The organism is Psychromonas sp. L1A2 (genome assembly GCF_009828855.1).
Classification (GTDB): Bacteria; Pseudomonadota; Gammaproteobacteria; order Enterobacterales; family Psychromonadaceae; genus Psychromonas.
Genome location: NZ_WUAG01000002.1, coordinates 953599 through 976845, shown reverse-complemented (window position 1 = coordinate 976845; position 23247 = coordinate 953599). Strand labels below are relative to the sequence as shown.

Below are 23247 nucleotides of genomic sequence, written 5' to 3'. Positions count from 1 at the left end.
ATGGATAAAAATAAAATGGAAAAGACAGTCTTGAAAGATAAAGTGACTGCAATAGAAAAAGGAATTGGATCAGATGAAAAGTCTGAAGCCATTACTCGCCCTATTAAAGCAGATACCATTAAAACTGAAAATGTTAAGGCTGAACCTATTAAAGCCCCAGTAAAAATACCGAATGTATATATTGATGGTTTAGTAGGGGACTCAATTCAAGGTTGGGCTAAGCAAGCGGATACTGTTGTTATTTTTATTGAAGATAATAAAATTGCAGAAGTCTCATGTAAAGAACATAGAGAAGACCTCAAAGCTATTTTAAAAGATCCTAAAGCAAGTTTTACTTATGTGTTAACTCAAAAAGATATTAAAAAAGAATGGTTGAATTTACCAAAATTGACGATTCAAATTGATTTTTTATCGGCTAAAACGCTAATAGAAACGGCACAGTTCAGCACTAGCATAGAACAGATCAAAGAAGAGGTTATTTATAAAGGCCTTGATACTAAGTTAGATATTGAATTTTACAAAGGTCACTACCCTGATTTAACTAAATTAACACCAGAGCAATTAAAGCAGCATTGGTTAAATGACGGTAAAAATGAAAAACGTTACCCAAATAAAGCTGTATTTGTGGCTAAATCACTACAAATGCAATTTGAATTTGATTACTCATTTTATAAACACTTCTACCCTGATTTATTAGCTGCTGGCGTAAAGAATGAAAGTGATGCTAAATTTCACTGGTATTTCCATGGTAAACAAGAAGGGCGTATTAAACAGTTAGAAGAGTGGGTGGAAAAACATAATAACACCGGTCTTCTATTTAACCCGTTAGATTATGACTTTATTGATGTTTTAGACAGAAATGTCGAATTGTCAGTGACGCTACAAGACTATTTAAATTTAGCGCAAGGATCGATGACTAAACCCATTAAGGTTGAAGAGACTAAAGAAAGTAACGCACGATTTTATCGTGGGTTAGGGTTAGGGTTGTATAATCAATTTAAAAATACAGGAGACCACGCTAAACTTCATAATGCGCGTAGTGCATGGCGTATTGTTTGTTATTTCCTTCCTTCAAATGAAATAATGGAAATTATTGCAGGTACTTATTTTGAGCAAAACGATTTTAGAACGGCACAAAAAGCCTATGAAAATGGTTATAAACTTAATAATAAAATCAGTTTTGGTGCATTAGGTTCTTTATTGCAGTGTTATGAAAAACTAACAAACATTACAAGTGGCTTAAAATTCTTAGTGCAGTACAAAAAAGATAATCCAGAGCAAACGCTTGTATTAGAATGGATTGATGATTTTTGTAAAAAACTTTACGAAGATAACCTAGGTGAAATGCAAGTGTTAAGTAACCTAGATCAAAGAAAAGAGCTAATCACTTGTGCCGAAAAATACACAGACCTTATCTATGATGCTTATTACCAGTATTATTCAACAGATGATGTGACAACGCTTAAACCAAACTTAAATACAGAAAAAGTATTGATTATTGGTGATTATCATATTCCTCAATGCATCCGCTACCGAATTGACCAAAAAGTAGAACAATTAGAGCTACAAGGCAAAACGGTTAAGACGGTAAGTTGGACTGAAATAGATCAAAATTCAAGTGAAGTTGCCTTGCATGATATCGTTATCTTTTACCGAGTCCCTTCTGTACCAAACGTCATAAAAGCATTAGCGCAAGTTAATGCCAATGGTAAAGCGTCATTCTTTGAAATTGACGACTTATTATTCGATGCATCATACCCAGCAGCGATAGAAACATTTGGCGGATATGTTGACATTAATACGCATATTGAACTGCGTAAAGCGTCAGGTAACTTCTCTGCATTAGCCAAAAAATGTCGTTTTGGTATTGCTTCTACCGAGTTGTTACGTCAAAAACTGGCAAAGTTAGTAAAATCTAGTGTTTGTTTATTACACCGTAATGGTTTAGATAGCTTAAATTACTTTTCAACAAGTAAAAGGTTAGGCAAAAAAACCATTGATATTTTTTATGGTAGTGGCACACAAGCCCATAATACTGACTTTATTGAATTAGCTTTACCTGCGCTTAAAAAAGTATTGAGCAAGCATAAAAACACACGTTTAATTATTGCTGGTTATTTAGAATTGCCTGACAGTTTTAAAACCACTTTTGCTACGCAATTATCAATGGTTCCACCAGTAAAAAGTGTAAGAGCTTATTGGAACCTGCTTGAGCAAGCTGACATTAACTTAGCTATTTTAATTGATGATGAAACCAACGGTTGTAAAAGCGAGTTAAAATGGTTTGAAGCGGCTTGTTTGAGCGTACCTTCTATTTTAAGCAGTACAGCAAACTATAGAGATGTTATTAATGATGGTGAAGATGCGATATTAGCATCAACGCCTACAGAATGGACTGACGCTTTAACTTCATTAGTGGATGATGCTGAATTACGAAATAAAATAGCAGACAAGGCCTTACAAAGAGTCAAAGTAGAGTACTCTTTAGAGACCCTAGGTGGTCAACTAGTAGAAGATATTCAAAATGTAGTCACTCCAACGACGAACAAAGTACAAAAAGCTAAGAAAAAAATCGCTATTGTTAATGTATTCTTCCCACCACAATCGATTGGTGGTGCAACTCGTGTAGTATCGGATAACTTTGATATATTACAAAAGCAATACGGCGATGATTATGAGTTAGTTGTATTTACTTCTGATGAACGCTGTACAACACCTTACAAATTGGAGTCATATCAACACCAAGGCGTAACCGTTTATCGATCAACAATTTTATTTAGAGAAAACATGGATTGGCATCCTAAAGATGACAATATGTATGATCTATTTGAAGCGTTTTTAGATCTTGAAAAACCTGACTTAGTACACTTCCATTGTGTTCAGCGCTTAACCGCCTCTATTGTTGAAGCAACAAAAGATAATAATATTCCTTATATTATTACGGCACACGATGCTTGGTGGATTTCTGATCATCAATTCCTTATAGACCAGAATGATAATGTTTATCCTGATGGCCATCCTGATATGTTTGCGCCGAGAGTATTACCTAACAATGTATCGTTAAGTGATTCTATTGAGCGTATTAATTATTACAAATTTCTCTTGAATGGTGCTAAGCAGTTATTAACCGTATCACAAAGCTTCGCTGATATTTACAATAAAAATGGTTACCCTGACATTCAGGTGAATAAAAATGGCATCAGCTCAACCGTTGAATGGAAGCCTAAAAATACAGCTCATACAGAAAAGGTGGTGTGCGCGCATATTGGCGGTATGGCCAATCATAAAGGTTACTTCCTACTCAAAGAAGCGATTGAGCAAGAACAACCAAAAAATGTTGAAATGTTGATTGTTGATCACTCAAAACCAGAAGGGTTTGAGAATAAAACTTTTTGGGGAAAAGTACCGGTTACTTTTATTGGGCGAGTAAGCCAAATAGGGGTCACCAGCCTTTATCAAAAATTAGATGTGTTATTTGCCCCATCAATGTGGCCTGAAAGCTATGGCTTAGTGACGCGAGAAGCTGCCGCTTGTGGTTGTTGGGTGGTTGCTAGCGAGTTAGGTGGTATTGGTGAAGATCTGATTGAAGGAAAAACTGGTTTCCGAATTAAGCCTAAATTAGATCGTCTTTCTAAGGCTATTAATAAAATAGATCAAAATCCGAAGCAATTTAAACAAAACATAATGCAAGTTGATATTCGAATTGTTGATAAACAAATTTTAGAATTAGTGGAGATATACAAGTGATTGATAACCTATTTTTAAGTGTTGGTGCAATGAAAGCTGGTACTACTTGGCTTTATGAGCAATTAAAGAATCATCCTGAAATACACTTTACTCCGGAAAAAGAAATTCATTATTTTGCGAATAAGGTCGGCATTGAAAATCAATTAAATCATCGTAATCGTATTTTGAAATTAAAAGGTGTTTTACAGAAAAATGCGAATGGGAATGCGAAATTTATTTCTCAAAACCTAGACGAAATATCATGGTATTCAGATTACGCACATGATGCTGAAATTTCTAATGAGTGGTATGAAAAGTTATTTAAATTTAACCCAAACAAAAAGCTGTGCGCTGATTTTTCAAATCTTTATTGTCAAATGAGTTCCGATGGTTGGGAGAACGTACGTAGAGCTGCAAAAAATGTCAAAGTTATTTATACGCTTCGAGATCCATTGGAACGTTTATGGTCACATTATAAGTTCCATATGAAATGGGTGAATCGTGAAGATGAAGCTTTGGATGCAGGCTTCGAGAACTTTAAAGAGTTACTCGATAAGAACTTCTTTTGGGTAAATGCTGAATATGCTAAAAATTATGAACTTTTAAAGCAGTCATTGAACAATGATGAGTTAATGGTTTTATATTTTGAGGATTTTAGAGAGCAACCAATTGAGATGTTAAATAAAGTACAAATTTTTTTGGGCATCGAACAAATCCAACCTAATATAGAAAATATAAACAAGAAAGTGAATAAAACAAAATCCTTTGACTTACCTGTAGAGTGGCTTGATTACATGAAAATAAAGTTAGAACCTGAAATTTCTGCTTTAAAAGATAATGGTTTATGGTGTGATAAATGGGGATCTTAGATAAAGGCGTTGATTTTTTAAGAGCTGGAAATATTGATCTTGCAATAGAATATTTTTTGGCTGCGAGCTTGGAATACCCAGAAAATGATGGTGTTTATCGGTTTTTAGGTAAAAGTTATGCATCATTAGGGGATAAAAATAAAGCCTCTAAAGCGATTGAGACAGCGATTAGAATAAATCCTGAACAGCCAATGTGGTTATATAAGTTGCTTGCTGAAACCAAATTAAATTTTGTTTATATTGAAGATGCAGAAGGAATATTACCAAGTAATGTAATTGATACATTAATAGATACGGTTAAACTTGAAGCTTTCCTAGGTTTAGAAGGAAGTGCGCCTTGTTCAACGGAAGGGGATGGTAAATTAGGCAATAAAATTATATGTAATGCACTTGTTAATAAAAAAATCACCTTCATTTCGCCTATTGATGGAAGTAAAGAAAGTACCGAATACTCTTTAATGGATGATGCTTATTTTTTTAAAAACGGTAAGTTTTTGCTGACTTTTTTTAGTGACTGGGCAAATCCATTCTTATTTTTTCAAATCTATTTAGTTGATAAAAATACAGTTGTTTTTGGTTATTTAGATCAACAATCTGAATTGCATACATACAATAAAAAACCTCATTCGTTTATGATGTATTATGCTAATTTACTAAGAACAATGACTTTATATAAAAAAGATATTGAGAGTTATTTAAAACACCCAATAAAACAAGTTATTTTATCAAATCAGAACTTTAAGCATTTAGGTCATGCGATTTGGAATGGAGTTAGCGCAACAAATCCATTGCTTTATCGAGATATTGTTCTTCCTCAAAAAGTTATTTCTTTTGTTCCCCAAGCAACTGTATTGCCTAGTTATTTAAAAGGCGTTGAACATCTCATTTCTAATGAGAATGAACAAAATATAAGTGATAAAAATAATTATCAAAATCAAGTTTTTAAGCTTTCAATAAAGGCTAATTATGTTCATGAATCAACGGCAAATCAAATTGTTAAAGGTGCTTTTTCTAGTATTAGCAATGATAAGATAAAAGAAATAATTAAATTCAGAGAAAGTCATTTTCCTATTATTTTAATTGGGCTTAGATGTGGAACCAGAGCATGGCTAAATCAAGAAGTAGGCTACGCGGAATTAATCAATAATGTTTTGCTTCATTATCCTAATGCTGGGTTTATTATTGATGGTATGAATTCTATTGAAAGTGAAGTGCATAGTTCTCACGCAAATATTGATTTGTCAGCTGAACTTCAAATTTCCGCCGCATTAAAAGGCAAGCACTCTAGTATTATTTCACTTGTCGGTTGTAGTGTTAATTTGAGTTTTACTTGGGGTGAAATTGTAGACTTTTTTGTAGCTCCATGGGGAGCAGGATTAGCTAAATATAAATGGGTTAATAATATTAAAGGTGTAGTTTACTCTTCTAAGTGTGTTTTAGAAGAAAAGAATGATCTCCATATATATGACGATGAAAAGTATAGAGAATTTGCCATTCCTGATTTTTGGCTTCCTTCCTCTTATTCTTCAAACTCTAATTATAAAACGTTAGCGGACTATAAGGCAGATAATCCAACAGGTAATGCATATTACTATCAAAGTTTTAATATTGATTCAAAAGAGTTATCAAAAATTGTTTTAGAGTATCTAAGTGGCATTTCACCATTTATGAAAGAGTTAAAATATAAATCTTTAAAAGTTATATCTAGTATTGGGGGAGTGTAAATGAGTAATGGATTAATAGGGTATACAGGGTTTGTTGGTGAAAATATTAAACTATCTATTCCAGGTGAGTTAATGTGCTACAACTCTTCAAATATAAATGATATTAAAGGGACTACTTTTGATATTTTATATATTAGTGCTATTCAAGCAAAGAAATGGTGGGCAAATCAGAATCCAGAAGAAGATAAGAATTTAATTGATCAATTATTTGGTTATTTAGAAAGTGTTGAAGCCAAAAAAGTGGTGTTTATTTCTACCGTTGATGTATATCAACCACCTTTGAATGCTAATGAAGACACTTCAAATAACAAGAATATACATGCTTACGGTGCTAACCGCTTATATGCAGAAGAAAGGGCGGCAGAGCTATTTGAGGACTTACATATAATTCGATTGCAAGGTTTAGTTGCCGATAATTTATCAAAAAATATAGTTTTTGATTTGAAAAATAAAAATATATTAGAAACGCTTAATCCAGATTCATCTTTACAATGGTACCCACTTAAGCGTTTGTATAGTGATATTGAAAATGTAATTAAAAATAAGATTCCTTTAATAAACTTAAGTGTTGAACCAATTAAAACACAATCAATTATTGATATTGCACCTTTAACTATTGAAGAAAGGAAAATTGTCTCGACCCAACCCGCTAATTATGTGAGTTATGATGTGAAAAGTAAGTATGCAAAACTTATGGGAGGAGATAATGGTTATATAGTAAATGCACAAGAGTCATTAACTGCAATAAAAAGTTATTTTGAATCATAAAAGTTAATAAAAAAGTAATAAAAAATAATAAAAGGTGAATGTATGGACGCTAAAATAGCGATTATTGGGGCTGGCTGGTATGGCTGCCATTTAGGTTTGATGCTCGATGCAATGGGGTGCGATGTCAGTGTTTTTGAAAAAAATTCAGACATTCTTGGTGAAGCCTCAGGTAATAATCAGTTTCGTTTACATTTAGGGTTCCACTATGCAAGGCATAGTCGAACACGTATTCAGTCGCGCGATGGATATGCTCGTTTTACAGAACGTTACCCTACATTATCTAAACCTATTGAAAATAATTTATATGTAGTGCCAAAGTTTGATAGCTTAGTTGATTTCGATACCTATAGATTAATCATGTTTTCATCTGGAATACATTTTCAAGAATTACGACCAAATGAATGGCCAAAGTACCTTAAAGATGTTGATGGTGTTTTAAAAGTTGATGAGCATGTTTTACTTACCAAAAAGGCTCGTCAACATTTTAAAGAGAAGTTAGCAGGAAAAATTCGACTAAATACTAAAGTCGAATTTACTGAGCAACAGGGTGACAAAGCAATTGTTAATGGTGAAGAGTTTGATTTTGTAATCGATGCAACTTGGGGGCATTTAGCTGATATAGATTACGATTGCTTTTATGAGCCAACGTTACTTTTATATTACCGCTATAAAGGTGAAGGTGATTACCCTGCAATTACAATGGTGGACGGGCCTTTATGCTCGATCTATCCAACAGAAAACGAAGGTATTTATACTTTGTCAAGTGTGAAGCATACTCCTTTAGGTCAATTTGAAACATCTAAAGAAGCTAAGCAAAGACTACGTGATTTTACAGAAGCTGAATTAAATATAAAAATTGCAGAAATAGAGGCGCACGTTAAAAACTTTGTCCCTGATTTCTGTGAACATTTTGAATATCATTCTCCGCAATTTAATATTAAAACTAAATTGCTCGGCGAGCATGATGATAGGTCATGTTATGTAAAAACAGATGACCGAATGATTTCTGTTTTCTCTGGGAAAATTGATACTATTTTCTTTGCTGCGCAAAAGGTCTGCGATTATCTAGAGCGCTATACACATGGTGAAGTTACCTCTGAAAAAATAAAAAGCAAATAAGGGTAATTAAGAATGAAATTATCAATAAGTAATTTAGCTTGGCCTGTAGAGGAAACTGATTGGTGCTTAGATCAATTAGTGAAACATAATATAAAAGGCGTAGAGCTTGCTCCTTTGAAAGTTTTTGATTCTTGGGACTCCGTTAATGAAGAAAGCATTAAGGCTGTTAGGAATAAATATGAAAGAGTAGGGCTTAAAATTAGTTCTTTCCAAGCAATTACTTATGCCGTTAATGATTTAGCTTTATTGGGTGACAGAGTTAAAGTTGATAATTTCTTACAGCATATGGATAAGGTTGCATTTTTACTGAGTGAGCTAGGTGGTGAAAATGCTGTATTTGGCAGTCCTGGTTTAAGAGTGAATAATGAATACAATACTCAAGAATTATCTGAGTTATTTATCAGAATAGATCGTGTTTTTTCGAAATATAAGGTGAATTTTGTACTTGAAACAGTACCTAACTATTATGGTTGTAAGTTACTTAATCGTATTGAGCAAACTGAAGCTTTTTTAAGTAGTTTAAAGCTAAGCAATGTTTCACGACATTTTGACTCTGGTTGTCAATATTTATCTAATGACTTGGAGGATATTATTCGTTGTAATGATTTCATTTCTAAATCAAAGCATCTCCATATATCAGAGGTGGATTTAAATAACTTTGTTAATCCATCTCAATATAACTCTAATATTACAGCACAAGTAAAAGAATATTATGAAGGGAATTGGTGTGTTTTAGAAATTAATGATAAAAATTATTCTAGAGAATGTTTTTTACAGTCTATGAGTAATTTTATTAAGTTGTTCTCTTATAAGCAATAACAATAATTTTGACTTTTCGTCTAGGAAGTATACCTATATTTTTTTTGATAGTTAAAGCCATAGAAAGCTATATTTCTAAACTAAACCACGGATTCAAAAAATATGAACTTAGAAAATAAAAACTTGAAAATTTTAGTAAATAATAAATATGCATTAGCTTTCTTTAATTATATATCAAATAAGAACTTAGAGGGGCCCGTAAGCTTAAACCTATTTAATTATGAAAGTAGTTCAAATATTATACTTGATGAAATAATTGATAGTAACATGAGGACTTTTATTCTTAATTCAAGAGATGTGATTTTTGAAAGTCTTGGTCATAATACTTTTTATGTAGGGAATGGTTTATCTTTAGAAAAATCATTAGTTATAGGTAGCAGTATTCTTTATTTAGGTTCTTATAAAAATAAAACTGTTGGTGTAATCTTTGGTAGCGGTTTTAATCGACTTATTGGGATTTTATTATATTCCAATTCGGAGTTTACTTTATATCTAGATAAAAATGATTTTACCAATACAGCATTAAACAGAAATATCACTGCTGATTTCTATAATAATGTTGAATTAAGTATGCCAATGTCGAGTATTATTACTTATTTAAGGGGTAATAAGAAAAGCGCGCAAAGTTTACTACTTCATCATTGGCATTTAGGGCATCATTTATGGAATGAGGTTAGTGTTTTACAAGAAGTTCAAGATATGGGGAAATGGCATGATAATTGGTCTCTAATAAAATCTTGCCCTACAAGTGAACATTTTGGATTGACTAGAGATTTATTTGAAAGTAAGGGAACTTCTGAGTTAACGTTAAATCAGAATGAAAATATAAATGAGGTGATTATAAATAAAAATTTATGTGTTTATATACCTATGTCTCGTCATATTAAAGAAAAAACAAGTATTAAAATATTAGAGCATGCTAAGCAATATACATCTGTTTTAAGCCAATTATTACCAAAAAATAAAGATCATATAAAAATCCTATTTAATATAAGGCTTGGAGATAGGGAATTATTAAATCAAATGGATCTTATTGAGTCTTTATCTAACAAACTTACATCAATTAATAAAAATCATACTATTTTTATAGACGGAATAAATAATAATAGAGGAGCTCGTGGTGAAAGTGTGGCCAATAAGACTGCCTTAGAAGATGAATTTGCCTTTTCTGATAAATTATTAACTTTATTACCAGATACCTGTGTATCGATGATTGGATGTTCTGTTTATGAATCTATATATGTTTGTAGTATTTCTGATTTATACATTGCGCCTTGGGGAGCTGGATTAGCTAAATATGCTTGGGTTTGCAATGCAAAAGGTTTTATTCATTGCAGTAATTATGTAAAAGAAAAGAAAAATGATTTGGCAATCTATGATGATCCGAGGTTCAGGGAAAATATAAGGAGTATTGATTTTTTGAAAGAAATTACGGATGAGAAGTCAGAACACATTGATGAGTTTAGAAGAAATTATTCCATTAATATTGAAAACGCTGTGAATGAACTTATTCAACATTTAATATCATAGGTATATTTAAGCTGTTCATATCTGAATATTCAAAAATATCTTACAAAAAATGATTGGTAATGCCTCTCGGTAATAGTCTCTTACGATACACCTAAGCATCAAGTCATTTTATACGAAGTGTGCTTTTTATTGATAAACATAAAATAATGCAAGAAAGCTTATTAGGGGACTTTTTAATAATTATTCTCATTGCTAGTTAACTATTGTTTATGATATTTTTTAGATATTAGATAAGTCTAAATATTAGTTTTATTCTGATATAAGTGTATGGATGTATTTTATGCCACACACTATTATCTTTATGGTTATAAAAATATAAAGTTCAATGGAGCACAAATTAAAAGAGTAAGAATATTATTTGAACTTAAAGCTTTCATCTTCCTGAACAGAATAACCATAAGTATTTACTGGTAAATCAACTATTAACGTTTATGTTTAGCTGTGGGTAAATAACGTCTATAGCCACTATTTCTAGGTTTTAATTTATCAGTTGCAAGAGATGCTATTTATCTGTTGAATAACACTTCCGCAATCTGATGATATAGACAAGCTATTTGAATGGTGGATAATAATAGCGTTAATGCGATCATAAACTCATTTGACACAGGGCGAATGATACGATTACATTAATTTATACTTTAGGTTGAAAGTTATATTGATTATTAGCAAATTCATAAGTAATGCATTTTTGTTATTTATTTATTTATATTTACAAATACTTTCTTATCTCAATAAACCTTAATTTATAGGAACTTTTTTTAATGTGAAGGCTCTATAAGTGACATCTTTACTTCAAAAAAAGCAGAAACCATCTTTATTTTACTATAAAATGCTTTTCACTATTAATGTCACTAATTTGTTAAAGAGTCATCAAATGTCAATTACTTCACTTCAGGAATTAGGGGCGACTCTCATTTCACCTATGTTTATTTTCTATAATCAAACATTAAGCAATAATGTTGATGAGAAAGAAAGAGTCTTCTTTTTAGCCCGTGAGGGATATTGGTTTAGCAGAGCTTACTCTGAGTTTTGTAAAGCAACCAATCGCGTTGATAACAGTCAATATATGCTAGTGTCTCGCGCCTTCCTTTTTAAAATAGGTTTATCAGAGCCTAAAACATTCCCTTACTCTTTAAACTTTAAGTTTGAGAGTAGCTTGTATGAGTTAATGCGCTCACGATTTATGTTGAGTGATAGTAGTTTAAGAAAAGTCTTTACTGAGAAACAACTGCAGCAAACCTTTTCGTTACCGGATGACCTTAAAAAAGTGTCTACTCTCTTAGTTCAAAAACAAGCAAAATTAAAACCTATCATTGCGCCTTCAAGTTCGGCTTATCATCAATACTTAACGTCTATTGGATTTTTTGATGTGGAAACGGTGAACCTAGTTGACCTTGGTTACAGCGGTACGATTCAAACATTACTTACGATTCTGTTCGAAAAGAATACTAAAGGGCATTATCTGATTGCCTCTAACCCTGGTAATAAAACAATAGAAAAACAAAAAATGACCATGGTAGGTTATTTAAAAGAGGGTGTGAAAATGGGCGGAGGCTATACGCCTTTAGATCGCTCCATGTTTTTAGAGTCTCTACTTACCGCACCTGTTGGCCAATTTCAGGATATTCGTCTTAGCCCACTGCCTGATGAAACGTTTGATACTTATTATGGTCGTAAAGTCACATCACAACATCAGTTTCATTTGTTAGAGCAGATATGCCAAGGCGCACTTAAGCAAATGAATGAGTATATAAAAGACGGTGTTACTTTTTCTGCAGCTGAAGTAGAAACGCTTTATACAACATTTGTAACTAAAAAAGGCATGTTACCAAAACATAGCTGGCCTCTTTTTACGATCGATGATGACATTGCCAGTGAAGGCACGGTAAATGGTTTGGACTTTTTTGGATTAAAAATATGAATTACAGAGCAATAGTTAAACGCTTACCTTTGGTAGGTAATATTTTAAGAAATAACCCTAAATTGATGCAAGCTGCAGTGAATGTTGAAAGCAAGTTGATTGCTAAAGAAGTGCCCGTCAATACTGGACTACAAGTTCATGTACCCACGCCTATTAACAATGACCCTGCGTTATTGGCAGATGCAAAGCATCATGGTCTTTTTGATTTTTCATGGTATTGCGATGTGCAAGATAAACCTTTTGATTCAGAAACGTCAGCGTTTAACGATTATTTAATGAAAAGTCGTTTTTCAAGTGTTAGTCCGAGTCCCGCTTTTAATAACTGGGATTATTTAAAAAATAATTTAGACGTTTATCATTTTGGTTTAAGTCCGCTTGAGCATTATGTGACGACGGGAATTAAAGAAGGCCGTATAAATACACCTTTTGCACCACGTTGGGAGCCTAATGATAAGATCGTCAGTGACATTGATTCTGAACTCATTAATACGCAAAAGGTCGCTGTTTGTTTACACGTTTTTTATGCAGACTTTTTAGATTATTACCGTCAATGTTTAGAGCATTTTCCTGTTAATGTGGATGTGTTTGTTTCTGTTAGTGATATTGCTTTAAAAGAGACTGCCATTGAAAAATTAGGGGCTTTGAATACCGTTAATAATATTGAAGTGGTTGCAGTACCTAACCGAGGTCGTAACTTTGGTCCTATGTTGGTTGAGTTTGGACAGAAATTATTAGATTACGATCTGTTTTGTCATTTGCACTCTAAAAAATCACTTTATTCAGGACGACCACAAACACAATGGGCTGATTACCTTGGTGAGTTTTTATTAAATGATGCCAATGTTATTGCTAAAGCCATTACTCATATGGCAAAAGATGAGCAATGTGGTATTTATTACCCAACCTCGTTTATGATGATGCCTGACTGGGTCAATCACTGGTTAAAAAATAAACCGTTTAAAAGTAAGTATTTTGAAGAGTGGGGGATGACCGACCATTCAGAGTTTATTGCTTACCCTGTCGGTGGCATGTTTTGGGCTAAACCAAGTGCTTTAAAGCAACTGCTCGATAAAGACTACCAGTATGAAGACTTTCCTGCTGAGCCTTTACCTAATGATGGTTCTGAATTACATGCGTTAGAAAGATGTATTGGTTTGTTAGCTGAGCGTAATGGTTATAAGCAGTTATTCTACTATCCTGAATTAGGCCGTTTCACACAAGATAAAAGCCATCTTTTCGCTAATTATGTGTGTAGCCAAGAGCAGCTTCTTCATAAAATACAGCCTTTTGATATCATTTCATTTGATGTGTTTGACACGTTGGTTCGCCGTTCTCATTTTGTACCTGATTATGCCAAACTTAAGTTAGGTCAATATTTAGTAGAACAAGGCGAAGTAAAAGATGCGCATGCCTTTGTTAAATTGAGAAATGCTGCTGAGTTTACGGTACGTAAGCAAAAGAATTTTAAAGGTGATGTTAAAATCGTTGAAACCTATCAGCAATTAGGCAAAGAGTTGGGCTGGGATGAAGAAAAGTCTCAGCGTTATTCTGATATGGAGTTTGCTTACGACCTTGATATGATTGAAAGTAAAGATGAAGTCGTTGATATTTTGAATGCGTTAATTGGCCAAAGAAAGACGGTTTATATTATTTCTGATACTTATTACTCTGAACACCAAATTGTATTGATGTTGAGAAAAGCAGGGGTGACCAATGGTTATCAATTATATGTGTCTTCTGAGTTAGACTTACGCAAAGATAGCGGTACTATGTGGGCATTTATGAAAGAGCACCTAGCTGATAAAGGATCTTTTGTACATGTAGGTGATAATGCGGTGGCTGATGCTCAAATCCCCGGCGATTTCGGATTAACCAATCTACATATTTTAAACCCGATGGATAAATGGCAAGCAGCAGGATGGGATAACCCATTTACTGAAGGCAATGAATTAAACGAACAACAAATTTTAAAATGGGGGCCATTGATTAGTCAATTTGGACGCTTCCCATTTTTAGGCGAGTAATTAACAGTATGAGTATTAACTTAAATCAACCTAAAACGATTATTTTCCATCCTGGTATTGGTAAGACGGCAACGAGTGCTATACAAAGTATTGGTTTAAAATTACCTTCTGATAATACTGAACAAGCTTGTTTTTCTCCTTATGGCGTTTTTGGAGGAGCGAGTAATTACTTTGCGTCTAATCATCCAGAGTATTCAGAGGTTAAGTTTAAAGAACAATGGGATGCACTGTTAACGTTTGCTTTGAATAGAAATGCTAGCACCGTTGTTTCTAGTGAGTTTCTTATTAGGGATAACCCTAAGCATATCGAAGCGATGTTAAAAGAAGCAAAAGAAAAAGGCCTAGAAGTTAAAGTGATTATTGCTGTCAGAAACTATACTGATTATCTTATCTCCGCTTTTTTACAGGCAGTGAAAGTGAATTGGGGGATTCCAGATAGCGAAAATATTTTTATGTTTTGTGAAAGAGAGTTTAATCAGATAAGAATGCCTTTGCTTGTTGACCAGTGGGCGAAACACATTGGCGATGAGAATGTTTTTTTAATGGATTATGACAAGCATAAACAAGACTTTGTTAATTTGTTTTTTGAAACCATTGGCGTTGATATTGATACTAATGATAAACAAGAAAATAAGGTTAATGAATCAATAAAATTAGAAATTGCACCTATGCTGCGTCACTTTGATCGTGTCAATGCAAATAAAGAACAACGTACTGAATTTATTAAATTTTTAAATTCATTAGAATACAAAAAACAACATTCGATAAATTTAAAAAAACGAATAGAAACACAAATAGTACGAAATGCTTTTACACACGATAAAGAACGCCTTTCAGCTAGATATACGTGGATTTAAGATTTTTATAATATTTTACATGTTTTTATTAATTAAATAGAAAGCGATATAACTCTTTAATCGTTAATAAGATATTTAAATTAAAATAGTATTAAGGGCTAATTCTTAGTCATTTTTTATTATCAAGTGAGTAATTGATGATCAACCTAGTTTTACATCCAGGTCACTCTAAGTGTGGCTCTACAACCATTCAAGACTTTATTTATGAAAATAGAGAAATACTTTTAAAACGAGGCATTTTTATTCCTGACGTGAACTTTAATTTTTGGGGGGATTCTGAGTATAAATTTAATTTAACTCAAACTCCTAGAGCTTATTTTGCGAAGGTTCAAAATGGAGACATACCTTTATCAGACTTAGAAAATAAATTAGATAAATTAGTAGGAAATGCTGAGAAACTAGGCTGTAGAAGAGTTATTTTATCGGCAGAGAATTTAATCAATGGTATTGGTTTACCTTCGACTGCTGGAATACATAAATTACTTAATAAAAAATTTAGCAGTGTAAATGTGGTTTATTACATTAGAAAACAAAGTGATCTATTTGTTTCTGCTTGGCAACAGTGGGCTCATAAAAAAGGTGAGTCTTTAGATGAATATATTGAAAGAATGATGACTACTAGTTTTGGTGATTTTCTTTTTATAGTAAATAAGCTACATAAATATTATCCAAATAAAAACTTTAATGTTTTCCCTTTACATAAAAAATCATTAACAAATAATGATTTGATTGAAGATTTTTGCTTTAGAGGAAAACTGAATAATAAAGGTTTAAAGTTGAAAATTGCTTCTAGCAATTCTGGTCTAAGTAATGCTCTTTGTCACACTATGTCTTCTATAAGCGATGTATATAAAGATGTTCATGATCAAGATATTAAACATGCGATTACGAGCCTAACTCCTCATTCGAGTAAAATTAGAGAGAAAAAATATGGAAATGATATCTCTAAAACTTTAATGAAGAGCTTATTTGAAAAATTTGAAAAAAGTAATAAAGAATTAAGTGAAAAGTATTTCCCTGATGTTTCATTTGTTGATGCGATGTCTTTAAGTAACACCTCAAAGAACCTTGTCACCCGTGAAGAAGAACTTGCAGATAAAATAGAAAGGTTAGAGGATTTAGTGACTATCCAAATGGATATGATTTTACAATTACATAATAGGTTAGAAAATGGAAAGTAAAATAAAGCTTATTGCTATTGCAAAAGACGAAGCTGCTTATTTACCTGAGTGGATTTTTCATCATTTACATTTTGGTTTTGATGCAATTGATATTTATGTCAATAATACGACTGACAATACATTTGAATTAAGCAATATACTGAAAGGTTTTAGTTCAGTTAAGCTATTAAATGGAGATGTTTTTTTTAATAATGAAGCTAAATCCCCGCAATTAACTGTATATAATGAAGCATTTTTAAATGCTAAAAATGCAGGATTTAGCCATGTCATGTTTTTAGACATCGATGAATTTTGGACTCCGGTAGATATGAAGTCTACTATAAAAAACTGTTTATCATCTTTAGATGCTGATGTTGTTTCTTTTGGGTGGCTGAATAAGTTTGAGAATAAGAAATTTGCTCCTGTGATTGAGGCTAAAATTACTGGAGAGCATCATCCTCTAGTTAAGACAATCATGAGTGTGAATATAAATATTGAAAAGCTTGATATTCACAATGTTACTGCAAAAAATGCTAAGTATGCTTTATCTGATGGTTCCACACCAATATTTACAAATACAAATCAGAAGTTGGTTTCTATTGATGAGGTCAAACCATATTTCATCATTCATAGAATGTATCGTAGTAGTGAGGAATACGTTTCATTATTAGGCAGAGGTCGCCCTAAAGGTGGTAGTGTATTCAAAGATAATCGAAATGGGTTTTGTCAATTAGAATATAAACTAAAAACGATTACATTGAATGAAGTTAATACTCTGAGTTATCACCAAAGTAGAGAAAATTTCCTAGAAATGCATATCCCTTTTGATTATATGCATAAAGCATACTGCTTTATCGACGAACGTTATAATGGAGTACTTGAGTTAATCAAAAACGCTTCTGTTAATGATTTAGTTGTTTTAAGAAAGATATTAAGGAATCTTGAGCTAGCAGATGTTAACGCTGCATATGCATTCTACTTACAAAATATTTTCGATTTTGTTGCAAAAGATGTTACAGATAACTTAAGAGATGCGGCTATTTTACTAGAAAAACGAAATCTAAATAAGTCATTAAAACTGATGCAATTAGCTTCTGTTTTTAGACCTAAAGGTCAGTTAATAATCAATAAAATCGAAGAGTATAAAAATAAACTTATCCAAGAAAAACGTTAGTAATATATTTGTTTTAATACATTAGTATTCCTTAGTCATGGTGACTTTTAAACTTATTAAAAAGTTATCCATCTTGTAATGGATTGATTGTAAATATCTTTAAAATTTTTCTTCTTTTTTCAAAAATGAGAGACCTTATTATTATATGAAAATTGTAGTTATCGGAACTTCCAATTCAGTGATGGGAGGAAATGGTTTTGTTAAAGCATTAAAATTAGATCATGAAGTTATACAGTTATCTTCAGGTAGAGTACCTTTTTTCTACCATATTAAAATGCTTGATAATAATAAGGAATTGATTGAGTCTTCAGATTTACTTTTAATCGATCATTATATTAATGATTTAAATTTTTATTTGGATGCATTAGGTCAATCATATAATCAATTCTGTGAAGATTTTTATACATTATTAAGCTCTATTAACACCAGAATATTAAATGTATTTTTTCCTGTTTTTGATTTAAAGAAAAGAAGTACTTTTGATTATTATGAGCGTGTAAAAAATCTTTCTAATCTACATTCTCTAAGTATATTAGATCTTAATGAAACTCCCTTTTCTGAACATCATTTTAAAGACAATATTCATCTAACTCATGATGCATCTTATGCCTTCGGCATTGTTCTGGGTAAAGAGTTACTTCTTTCTTCTATAGGTGAAAAGCCTAAAGGAGGGGACTGTGAAAGTATGCCATTTAAAATCGTCAATATTGAATCAATAAAAAACGATAACCAAGTGAAAGTGTTTAGCAATAGTCTAATGTCGATTAAATATTTAGATGTTAAAAATAAATTTATCGTTAACGTCTCAAATAGTGCGAAACTTTTGTCGTTCGGCTACCTCCGGATTAAAAATAACGAAGGTAACTCAGGTGTTATGATTAATGATCATAAACTTGGTTTGAGAGGAATTGGTTATTTTCATGAATCTATCGATTTTAATGTATTTGGCTCGCTTGAAATAAGTCCTGTTTTTGGTGAAAAGTTAACTTTAAATAACCTAATGGAAAGAGGCATAACGGAAGGTGATTTTTCATATTGTTATCTTACAGAATTCTTTTTTTACGACAAAAACTCACCTTTTCAAATAAGAAGTGCAGACAGATCTTTATTTACTATTAATTTACCTAAGCTACTTGATGTCGTTGATAGAATGAGCGTCAAAAATGATTTATTCAAACTGCCTAAATTACAAAATAAAACAATTAATATTTTACGTCAACTTGCGATTAGCCAGGAAAGTGAAAATATTGAAGTTGCATTTGATTTGATGACTCTCGCTAATTTAGCAAGACCTACGGGATCTGTTATTAAAGCGAAATTAATTCAATATCAAAATAAACTCGATGAAAGCAATAAAGAAAAAAATAATTAAAGTAAGCTAATTTAATTTTTGTATTTTTTCTACATTAGTATAGTTCGTTATTTTAATTAGTTTATATAACCTCAGGTGAGAAATGAAAATATTAGAGTTATTAAAAACCTTAAACTTAGATAGCGAATATGTTGGGGAAGATGTTGTCGCTGATATGTATTACAAGTATCGAATTGTCAGTTTAGATAAACCTATCGTTATTACATTTCCTCCTAATAGAAATAATATTAATAATGATCCTAAAGTATCACCTTTTAATTTCGATTTTTTATGTCGGTATGATGTGAATATTCTATGTTTTGGAGTGTTAGGACATCATGCTGATAATTATTTTATGCATCCTGATTTCTCTTCATTTATTGAAAAATTAGGTGTTGCTTTAAAACCTTTTAAAATACGTTTAGGTTACGCTAATAGTAAAGGTGGTTTTGGTATTGGAGCTTATGCCGAAGCTTTGAACTTAGATCATGCAATATTATTTCATCCAGTAAGTACTAAAAAATCAAGTCTAGTACCATGGGATACTCGACCTACGACTAAAGCTGCAGCTCATATTGATTGGTCTGGAAAGTACAATGATGTAAATATGGGAAATTGTAAAGGTTATATAATATACGATCCTGATAATGAAATTGATGTTAAACATGCTGTGCGTTTTGATGGCCTGAAGCATATAAAAATAAATGGCTTTGGGCATGGATCGGGGTATTATTTCTTAGCTAGAAACTCTGATGTTATTAAAGATATGATAAAAGAGTTCTTATATACGCAAGAAATAAATATGTTTAATGTTAGGAATAAAACTAAACTTTTAAGGTTTACATCAAACTACTACGATGTGCTTTTAAGTAAAAAGCCAAATAATTCGATACTCATTAAAAATCAAAAAAAATTAAAAGTTTTTTTAAATTCTCCAATGGTTAAATCTTCTAACACTATTAATACAGAGGAGGTTGATGGAATTAGAGATGCTGCAATAGCGCTAGAGGAAGTTGATATACAAAAAGCTATGAATTTAATGAAAATAGCTTTTAGGATAAGACCTACCGGCCCACTTATTAAAAGAAAAATAGCTGAATATCAGAAAAAGCTAAAAGCTAAAAGCTAAAAGCTAATTTACTAGATGTTACACACTTATTTAGTCTTTATTGTGTATTGTTTACTTAATATTATTGGTGTCTATGTAAATTTAAGATATATGATATTTGGTTAATGCTATTTACTAGCCCTTCATAGGATTCTGATGTTTAAACTGTGCTTTACAAAACTCCGTAATCAAGCTAAAAAAAGTAAATTACTGACTAAAGTGTATCGTCGTTATTTTATGACGTTACCTATTGATGCTGATTATACTGAAATAACCCAAGTGCAAAGTAAGCTGCTTTCTAAGCTTAAGGTTCGCTCAAATATCATCACCTTTTCAATACTTGTCCCTATCTATAAACCTGACTTAGCTTTATTTAAAGAGATGGTGTCATCGGTCTTAGCACAACATTATTCACATTGGCAATTAATTCTTGTAGATGATGCTTCTGAAGATGATCAGTTAACAGATTATTTACTCACATTAGAAAACGCATATCAGCAAATTAAAGTTGTTAAATGTACTGAAAATACTCATATTTCTTCAGCGTCTAATCATGGTTTGGCTATTGCTGATGGTGAATACTTAGTTTTATTGGATCATGATGATCTATTGCATAAAGAAGCGCTAAAAACAGTTGCTTATTACATCGATAAAAATCCTAACGCAAGGATCCTCTATAGTGATGAAGATAAGTTAACATCCAAGGGTGAACGAGCTTCTCCACATTTTAAACCGCAATGGAATCGAGATTTGCTCTACTCGATGAATTATATCTCTCATTTAGGGGTTTATAAAAAATCACTTGTAGATGCTATTGGTGGTTTTAAAGTGGGTGTTGAAGGAAGCCAAGATTATGATTTGTTGTTACGTTGCATTGAACACTGTGATGATTCGCAAATTATTCATATTCCTTATGTGCTTTACCATTGGCGTGCGATACGTGGTTCTACTGCGCTTGCTGAGTCTGAAAAAGAGTATTCTTCTGTTGCCGGTTTAGATGCACTTAAAGCACATGTGGGTTTTGACTCTGTTGAAATGGGTAAACTAGCCAATACTTATAAAGTTAATTGGCCTCTTCCTGAGCCTGCGCCTTTTGTGTCTATTATTATTCCGACTAAAAATGCTAAAGCATTGGTTAACCAGTGTATTGATTCAATTTATAAAAATGTTTTGTATCCAAGTTTTGAGGTTCTATTAGTTGATAATCAATCTGATGAGGTTGAATCAATTAATTATTTTAAAGCATTGGAAATGGAAGGAAAAATTAGGCTACTTCATTACAATAAGCCTTTTAATTATTCTGCTATTAATAACTATGGGGTCAGCCAAGCCAAAGGTTCATTAATTGTGTTAATGAATAATGATATTGAAATACTATCTGACGGTTGGTTAGTCGAAATGGTCTCTAATATTAGTCGAACTGATATTGGTTGTGTTGGTGCAAAGCTTTATTACCCTGATGGTAAACTTCAGCATGCTGGCGTTATTACTGGGTTAGGCGGTGTTGCTGGACATTCTCATAAGTATTTCCCTAAAAATCATTTAGGATATTTTAAACGATTACAAGTTGTGCAGAATTTATCTGCTGTGACGGCAGCTTGTCTTGCCGTACGTAAATCGGTATTTGAGGAAGTGGGAGGGTTGAATGAACAAAACCTTTCAATTGCTTTTAACGATGTTGATTTTTGTTTAAAAGTACAAGCTGCAGGGTATCGTAATTTATGGTCTCCTTATATTGAAATGATACATCATGAGTCGATTAGCCGCGGTGCTGAAGATACGCCTGAAAAACAAGCTCGCTTCGCTAGTGAAGTTAATTATATGAAAAAAACATGGGGCGAGCAGTTATTGAATGACCCTTGTTATAGCCAATGGCTTACTTTAGATAGAGAAGATTTCAGTTTGCGATAAATGAGTAATTACCTCGCATGAATTAATATTATGGTAAATAAATTTAATGTTTAAAAAATTGATTAATAAAACAAGTGTTATTAGTAGGCTTCGTCGTGTCACCGGGGTGTTTGAGCTTAGTGGAAAAAAGGTGCTTGGAAAGGAAATTATTCCATTAACTTTGATCGGTAAAACGAAAGGCGTTGATGATATTGAGTTAAATAATAATTTTTTCTTTATTCATATTCCTAAAACGGCCGGTACTAGCTTTAGAAAATCGTTGGAAGATAAATATTCTGTGATGGCGGATTATGGCGCTCAATCTGCGGAGACGCATGCTTTTTTGAAAGAGTGTATTTATACCAATAACGCTCCTTTATTGTTGAAAGGTAAATGTAAAACCTTGCAAGATACTTGGTTGACTGGTCATGTGCCTTTGAAGAAGTATTCTAATATGGTGTCTGCTCGTCATATTGTTACTTTTTTACGAGACCCGGTAGAAAGAGTTATTTCTCATTATAATCACAGTGTTAGTTACCAAGGTTTTAAAGGAGATTTGTCGAGCTTTTTAAAACAGCCTCATTCCTCCAACTTTCAAAAAAAGATTTTGAATACCTTACCACTGGGCTTGATCGGTTATATTGGTTTGACTGATTGTTATGATGAAAGTATTAGCTTGATTAATGGTTATTACGGACTCGATCTCGATGCTAAGAATACTAATGTGAATAAAAAGAAAACCATTGAAAAAGAAACTGTTTCAGAAGAGCTAAAAAAGCAGGTCAGTCAGCAGAATAAACAAGATATTGAATGTGTAGAACAGGCGCGTTTTTTACATCGTCAACGTGTTGCTTTGGTTAAAGAAAATAAAGAATGGGTTTATAGTCATTTCTCGATTAATCCACATAATGTGTTAGTAGGTTGTGCTTATTATAGTCATTCTGCTAAACCTGTAGAGTTTGATGTTTTTCGTAATGGTGAGCTACTTGACTCTTTTACTGCACAAGGGTTTTATGATGGTTTTGCTAAGGTTAACTTCCCTCGAGAGCGTTATATTGGGGTTCATATACCACTGACTAAACTAACTAAGAAAGGCGATAAGTTAGAAGTGTTTGCTAAGGAAACCGGTCAGCAACTGACTTATAAACCTTTAGTTGTTAAGAAGTAATGATTTACATTATTTAACGACTTTAGTTAGTGTGTTATT

Annotated in this window: 16 protein-coding genes; all 16 read left to right on the top strand. The window is 32.3% G+C overall.

The genetic code is table 11. From position 1 onward, the window contains the following. The 16 genes from GQR59_RS14610 (at window position 1) to GQR59_RS14535 (ending at window position 23208) form a co-directional block, all read left to right on the top strand. Window positions 1-3747: a glycosyltransferase gene (locus tag GQR59_RS14610; RefSeq protein ID WP_236546780.1), complete on the top strand. Its 3747-nt coding sequence runs from the start codon at window positions 1-3 to the stop codon at window positions 3745-3747. Then, a complete protein-coding gene (locus GQR59_RS14605; protein ID WP_160063892.1) occupies window positions 3744-4595 on the top strand; it encodes a sulfotransferase domain-containing protein in 852 nt (283 codons plus the stop codon). Before GQR59_RS14610 ends, GQR59_RS14605 begins: the two co-directional genes overlap by 4 nt. Continuing rightward, a complete protein-coding gene (locus GQR59_RS14600; RefSeq protein ID WP_160063890.1) occupies window positions 4583-6319 on the top strand; it encodes a tetratricopeptide repeat protein in 1737 nt (578 codons plus the stop codon). Before GQR59_RS14605 ends, GQR59_RS14600 begins: the two co-directional genes overlap by 13 nt. Further along, window positions 6320-7087: an NAD(P)-dependent oxidoreductase gene (locus tag GQR59_RS14595; RefSeq protein WP_160063888.1), complete on the top strand. Its 768-nt coding sequence runs from the start codon at window positions 6320-6322 to the stop codon at window positions 7085-7087. 42 nt (window positions 7088-7129) lie between these two features. After that, window positions 7130-8206 carry an FAD-dependent oxidoreductase gene (locus GQR59_RS14590; protein WP_160063886.1) on the top strand — a complete coding sequence of 359 codons (1077 nt, stop codon included), beginning with the start codon at window positions 7130-7132 and terminating at the stop codon, window positions 8204-8206. A 12-nt stretch (window positions 8207-8218) separates the two neighbouring features. Continuing rightward, a complete protein-coding gene (locus tag GQR59_RS14585) occupies window positions 8219-9025 on the top strand; it encodes a sugar phosphate isomerase/epimerase family protein (RefSeq protein ID WP_160063884.1) in 807 nt (268 codons plus the stop codon). A 102-nt stretch (window positions 9026-9127) separates the two neighbouring features. After that, window positions 9128-10555: a hypothetical protein gene (locus GQR59_RS14580; protein ID WP_160063882.1), complete on the top strand. Its 1428-nt coding sequence runs from the start codon at window positions 9128-9130 to the stop codon at window positions 10553-10555. Window positions 10556-11429: 874 nt separating this feature from the next. After that, window positions 11430-12476, top strand: a complete 1047-nt coding sequence (locus GQR59_RS14575; RefSeq protein WP_160063881.1) for an HAD family hydrolase — start codon at window positions 11430-11432, stop codon at window positions 12474-12476. After that, a complete protein-coding gene (locus GQR59_RS14570; RefSeq protein WP_160063879.1) occupies window positions 12473-14500 on the top strand; it encodes a rhamnan synthesis F family protein in 2028 nt (675 codons plus the stop codon). The genes GQR59_RS14575 and GQR59_RS14570 overlap by 4 nt, the downstream gene beginning before the upstream one ends. An 8-nt stretch (window positions 14501-14508) precedes the next feature. Next, on the top strand, window positions 14509-15357 hold the full coding sequence (locus tag GQR59_RS14565) for a hypothetical protein (RefSeq protein ID WP_160063877.1): 849 nt from the start codon (window positions 14509-14511) through the stop codon (window positions 15355-15357). 137 nt (window positions 15358-15494) lie between these two features. After that, a complete protein-coding gene (locus GQR59_RS14560) occupies window positions 15495-16538 on the top strand; it encodes a hypothetical protein (RefSeq protein WP_160063875.1) in 1044 nt (347 codons plus the stop codon). Then, window positions 16528-17691, top strand: a complete 1164-nt coding sequence (locus tag GQR59_RS14555; RefSeq protein ID WP_160063873.1) for a glycosyltransferase family 2 protein — start codon at window positions 16528-16530, stop codon at window positions 17689-17691. The genes GQR59_RS14560 and GQR59_RS14555 overlap by 11 nt, the downstream gene beginning before the upstream one ends. Before the next feature lie 145 nt (window positions 17692-17836). Further along, window positions 17837-19063, top strand: coding sequence for a hypothetical protein (locus GQR59_RS14550; RefSeq protein WP_160063871.1), 1227 nt, complete (start codon window positions 17837-17839; stop codon window positions 19061-19063). An 82-nt stretch (window positions 19064-19145) separates the two neighbouring features. Then, on the top strand, window positions 19146-20171 hold the full coding sequence (locus GQR59_RS14545) for a hypothetical protein (protein WP_160063869.1): 1026 nt from the start codon (window positions 19146-19148) through the stop codon (window positions 20169-20171). A 135-nt stretch (window positions 20172-20306) separates the two neighbouring features. Continuing rightward, entirely contained in the window at window positions 20307-22061 is a 1755-nt protein-coding gene (locus GQR59_RS14540; protein WP_160063867.1) for a glycosyltransferase family 2 protein, read from the top strand. Window positions 22062-22107: 46 nt separating this feature from the next. Further along, the gene (locus GQR59_RS14535; protein WP_160063865.1) at window positions 22108-23208 is read left to right on the top strand and encodes a sulfotransferase family 2 domain-containing protein; all 1101 of its coding nucleotides are present in this window, start codon (window positions 22108-22110) and stop codon (window positions 23206-23208) included. The last annotated feature ends 39 nt before the right edge of the window (window positions 23209-23247 follow it).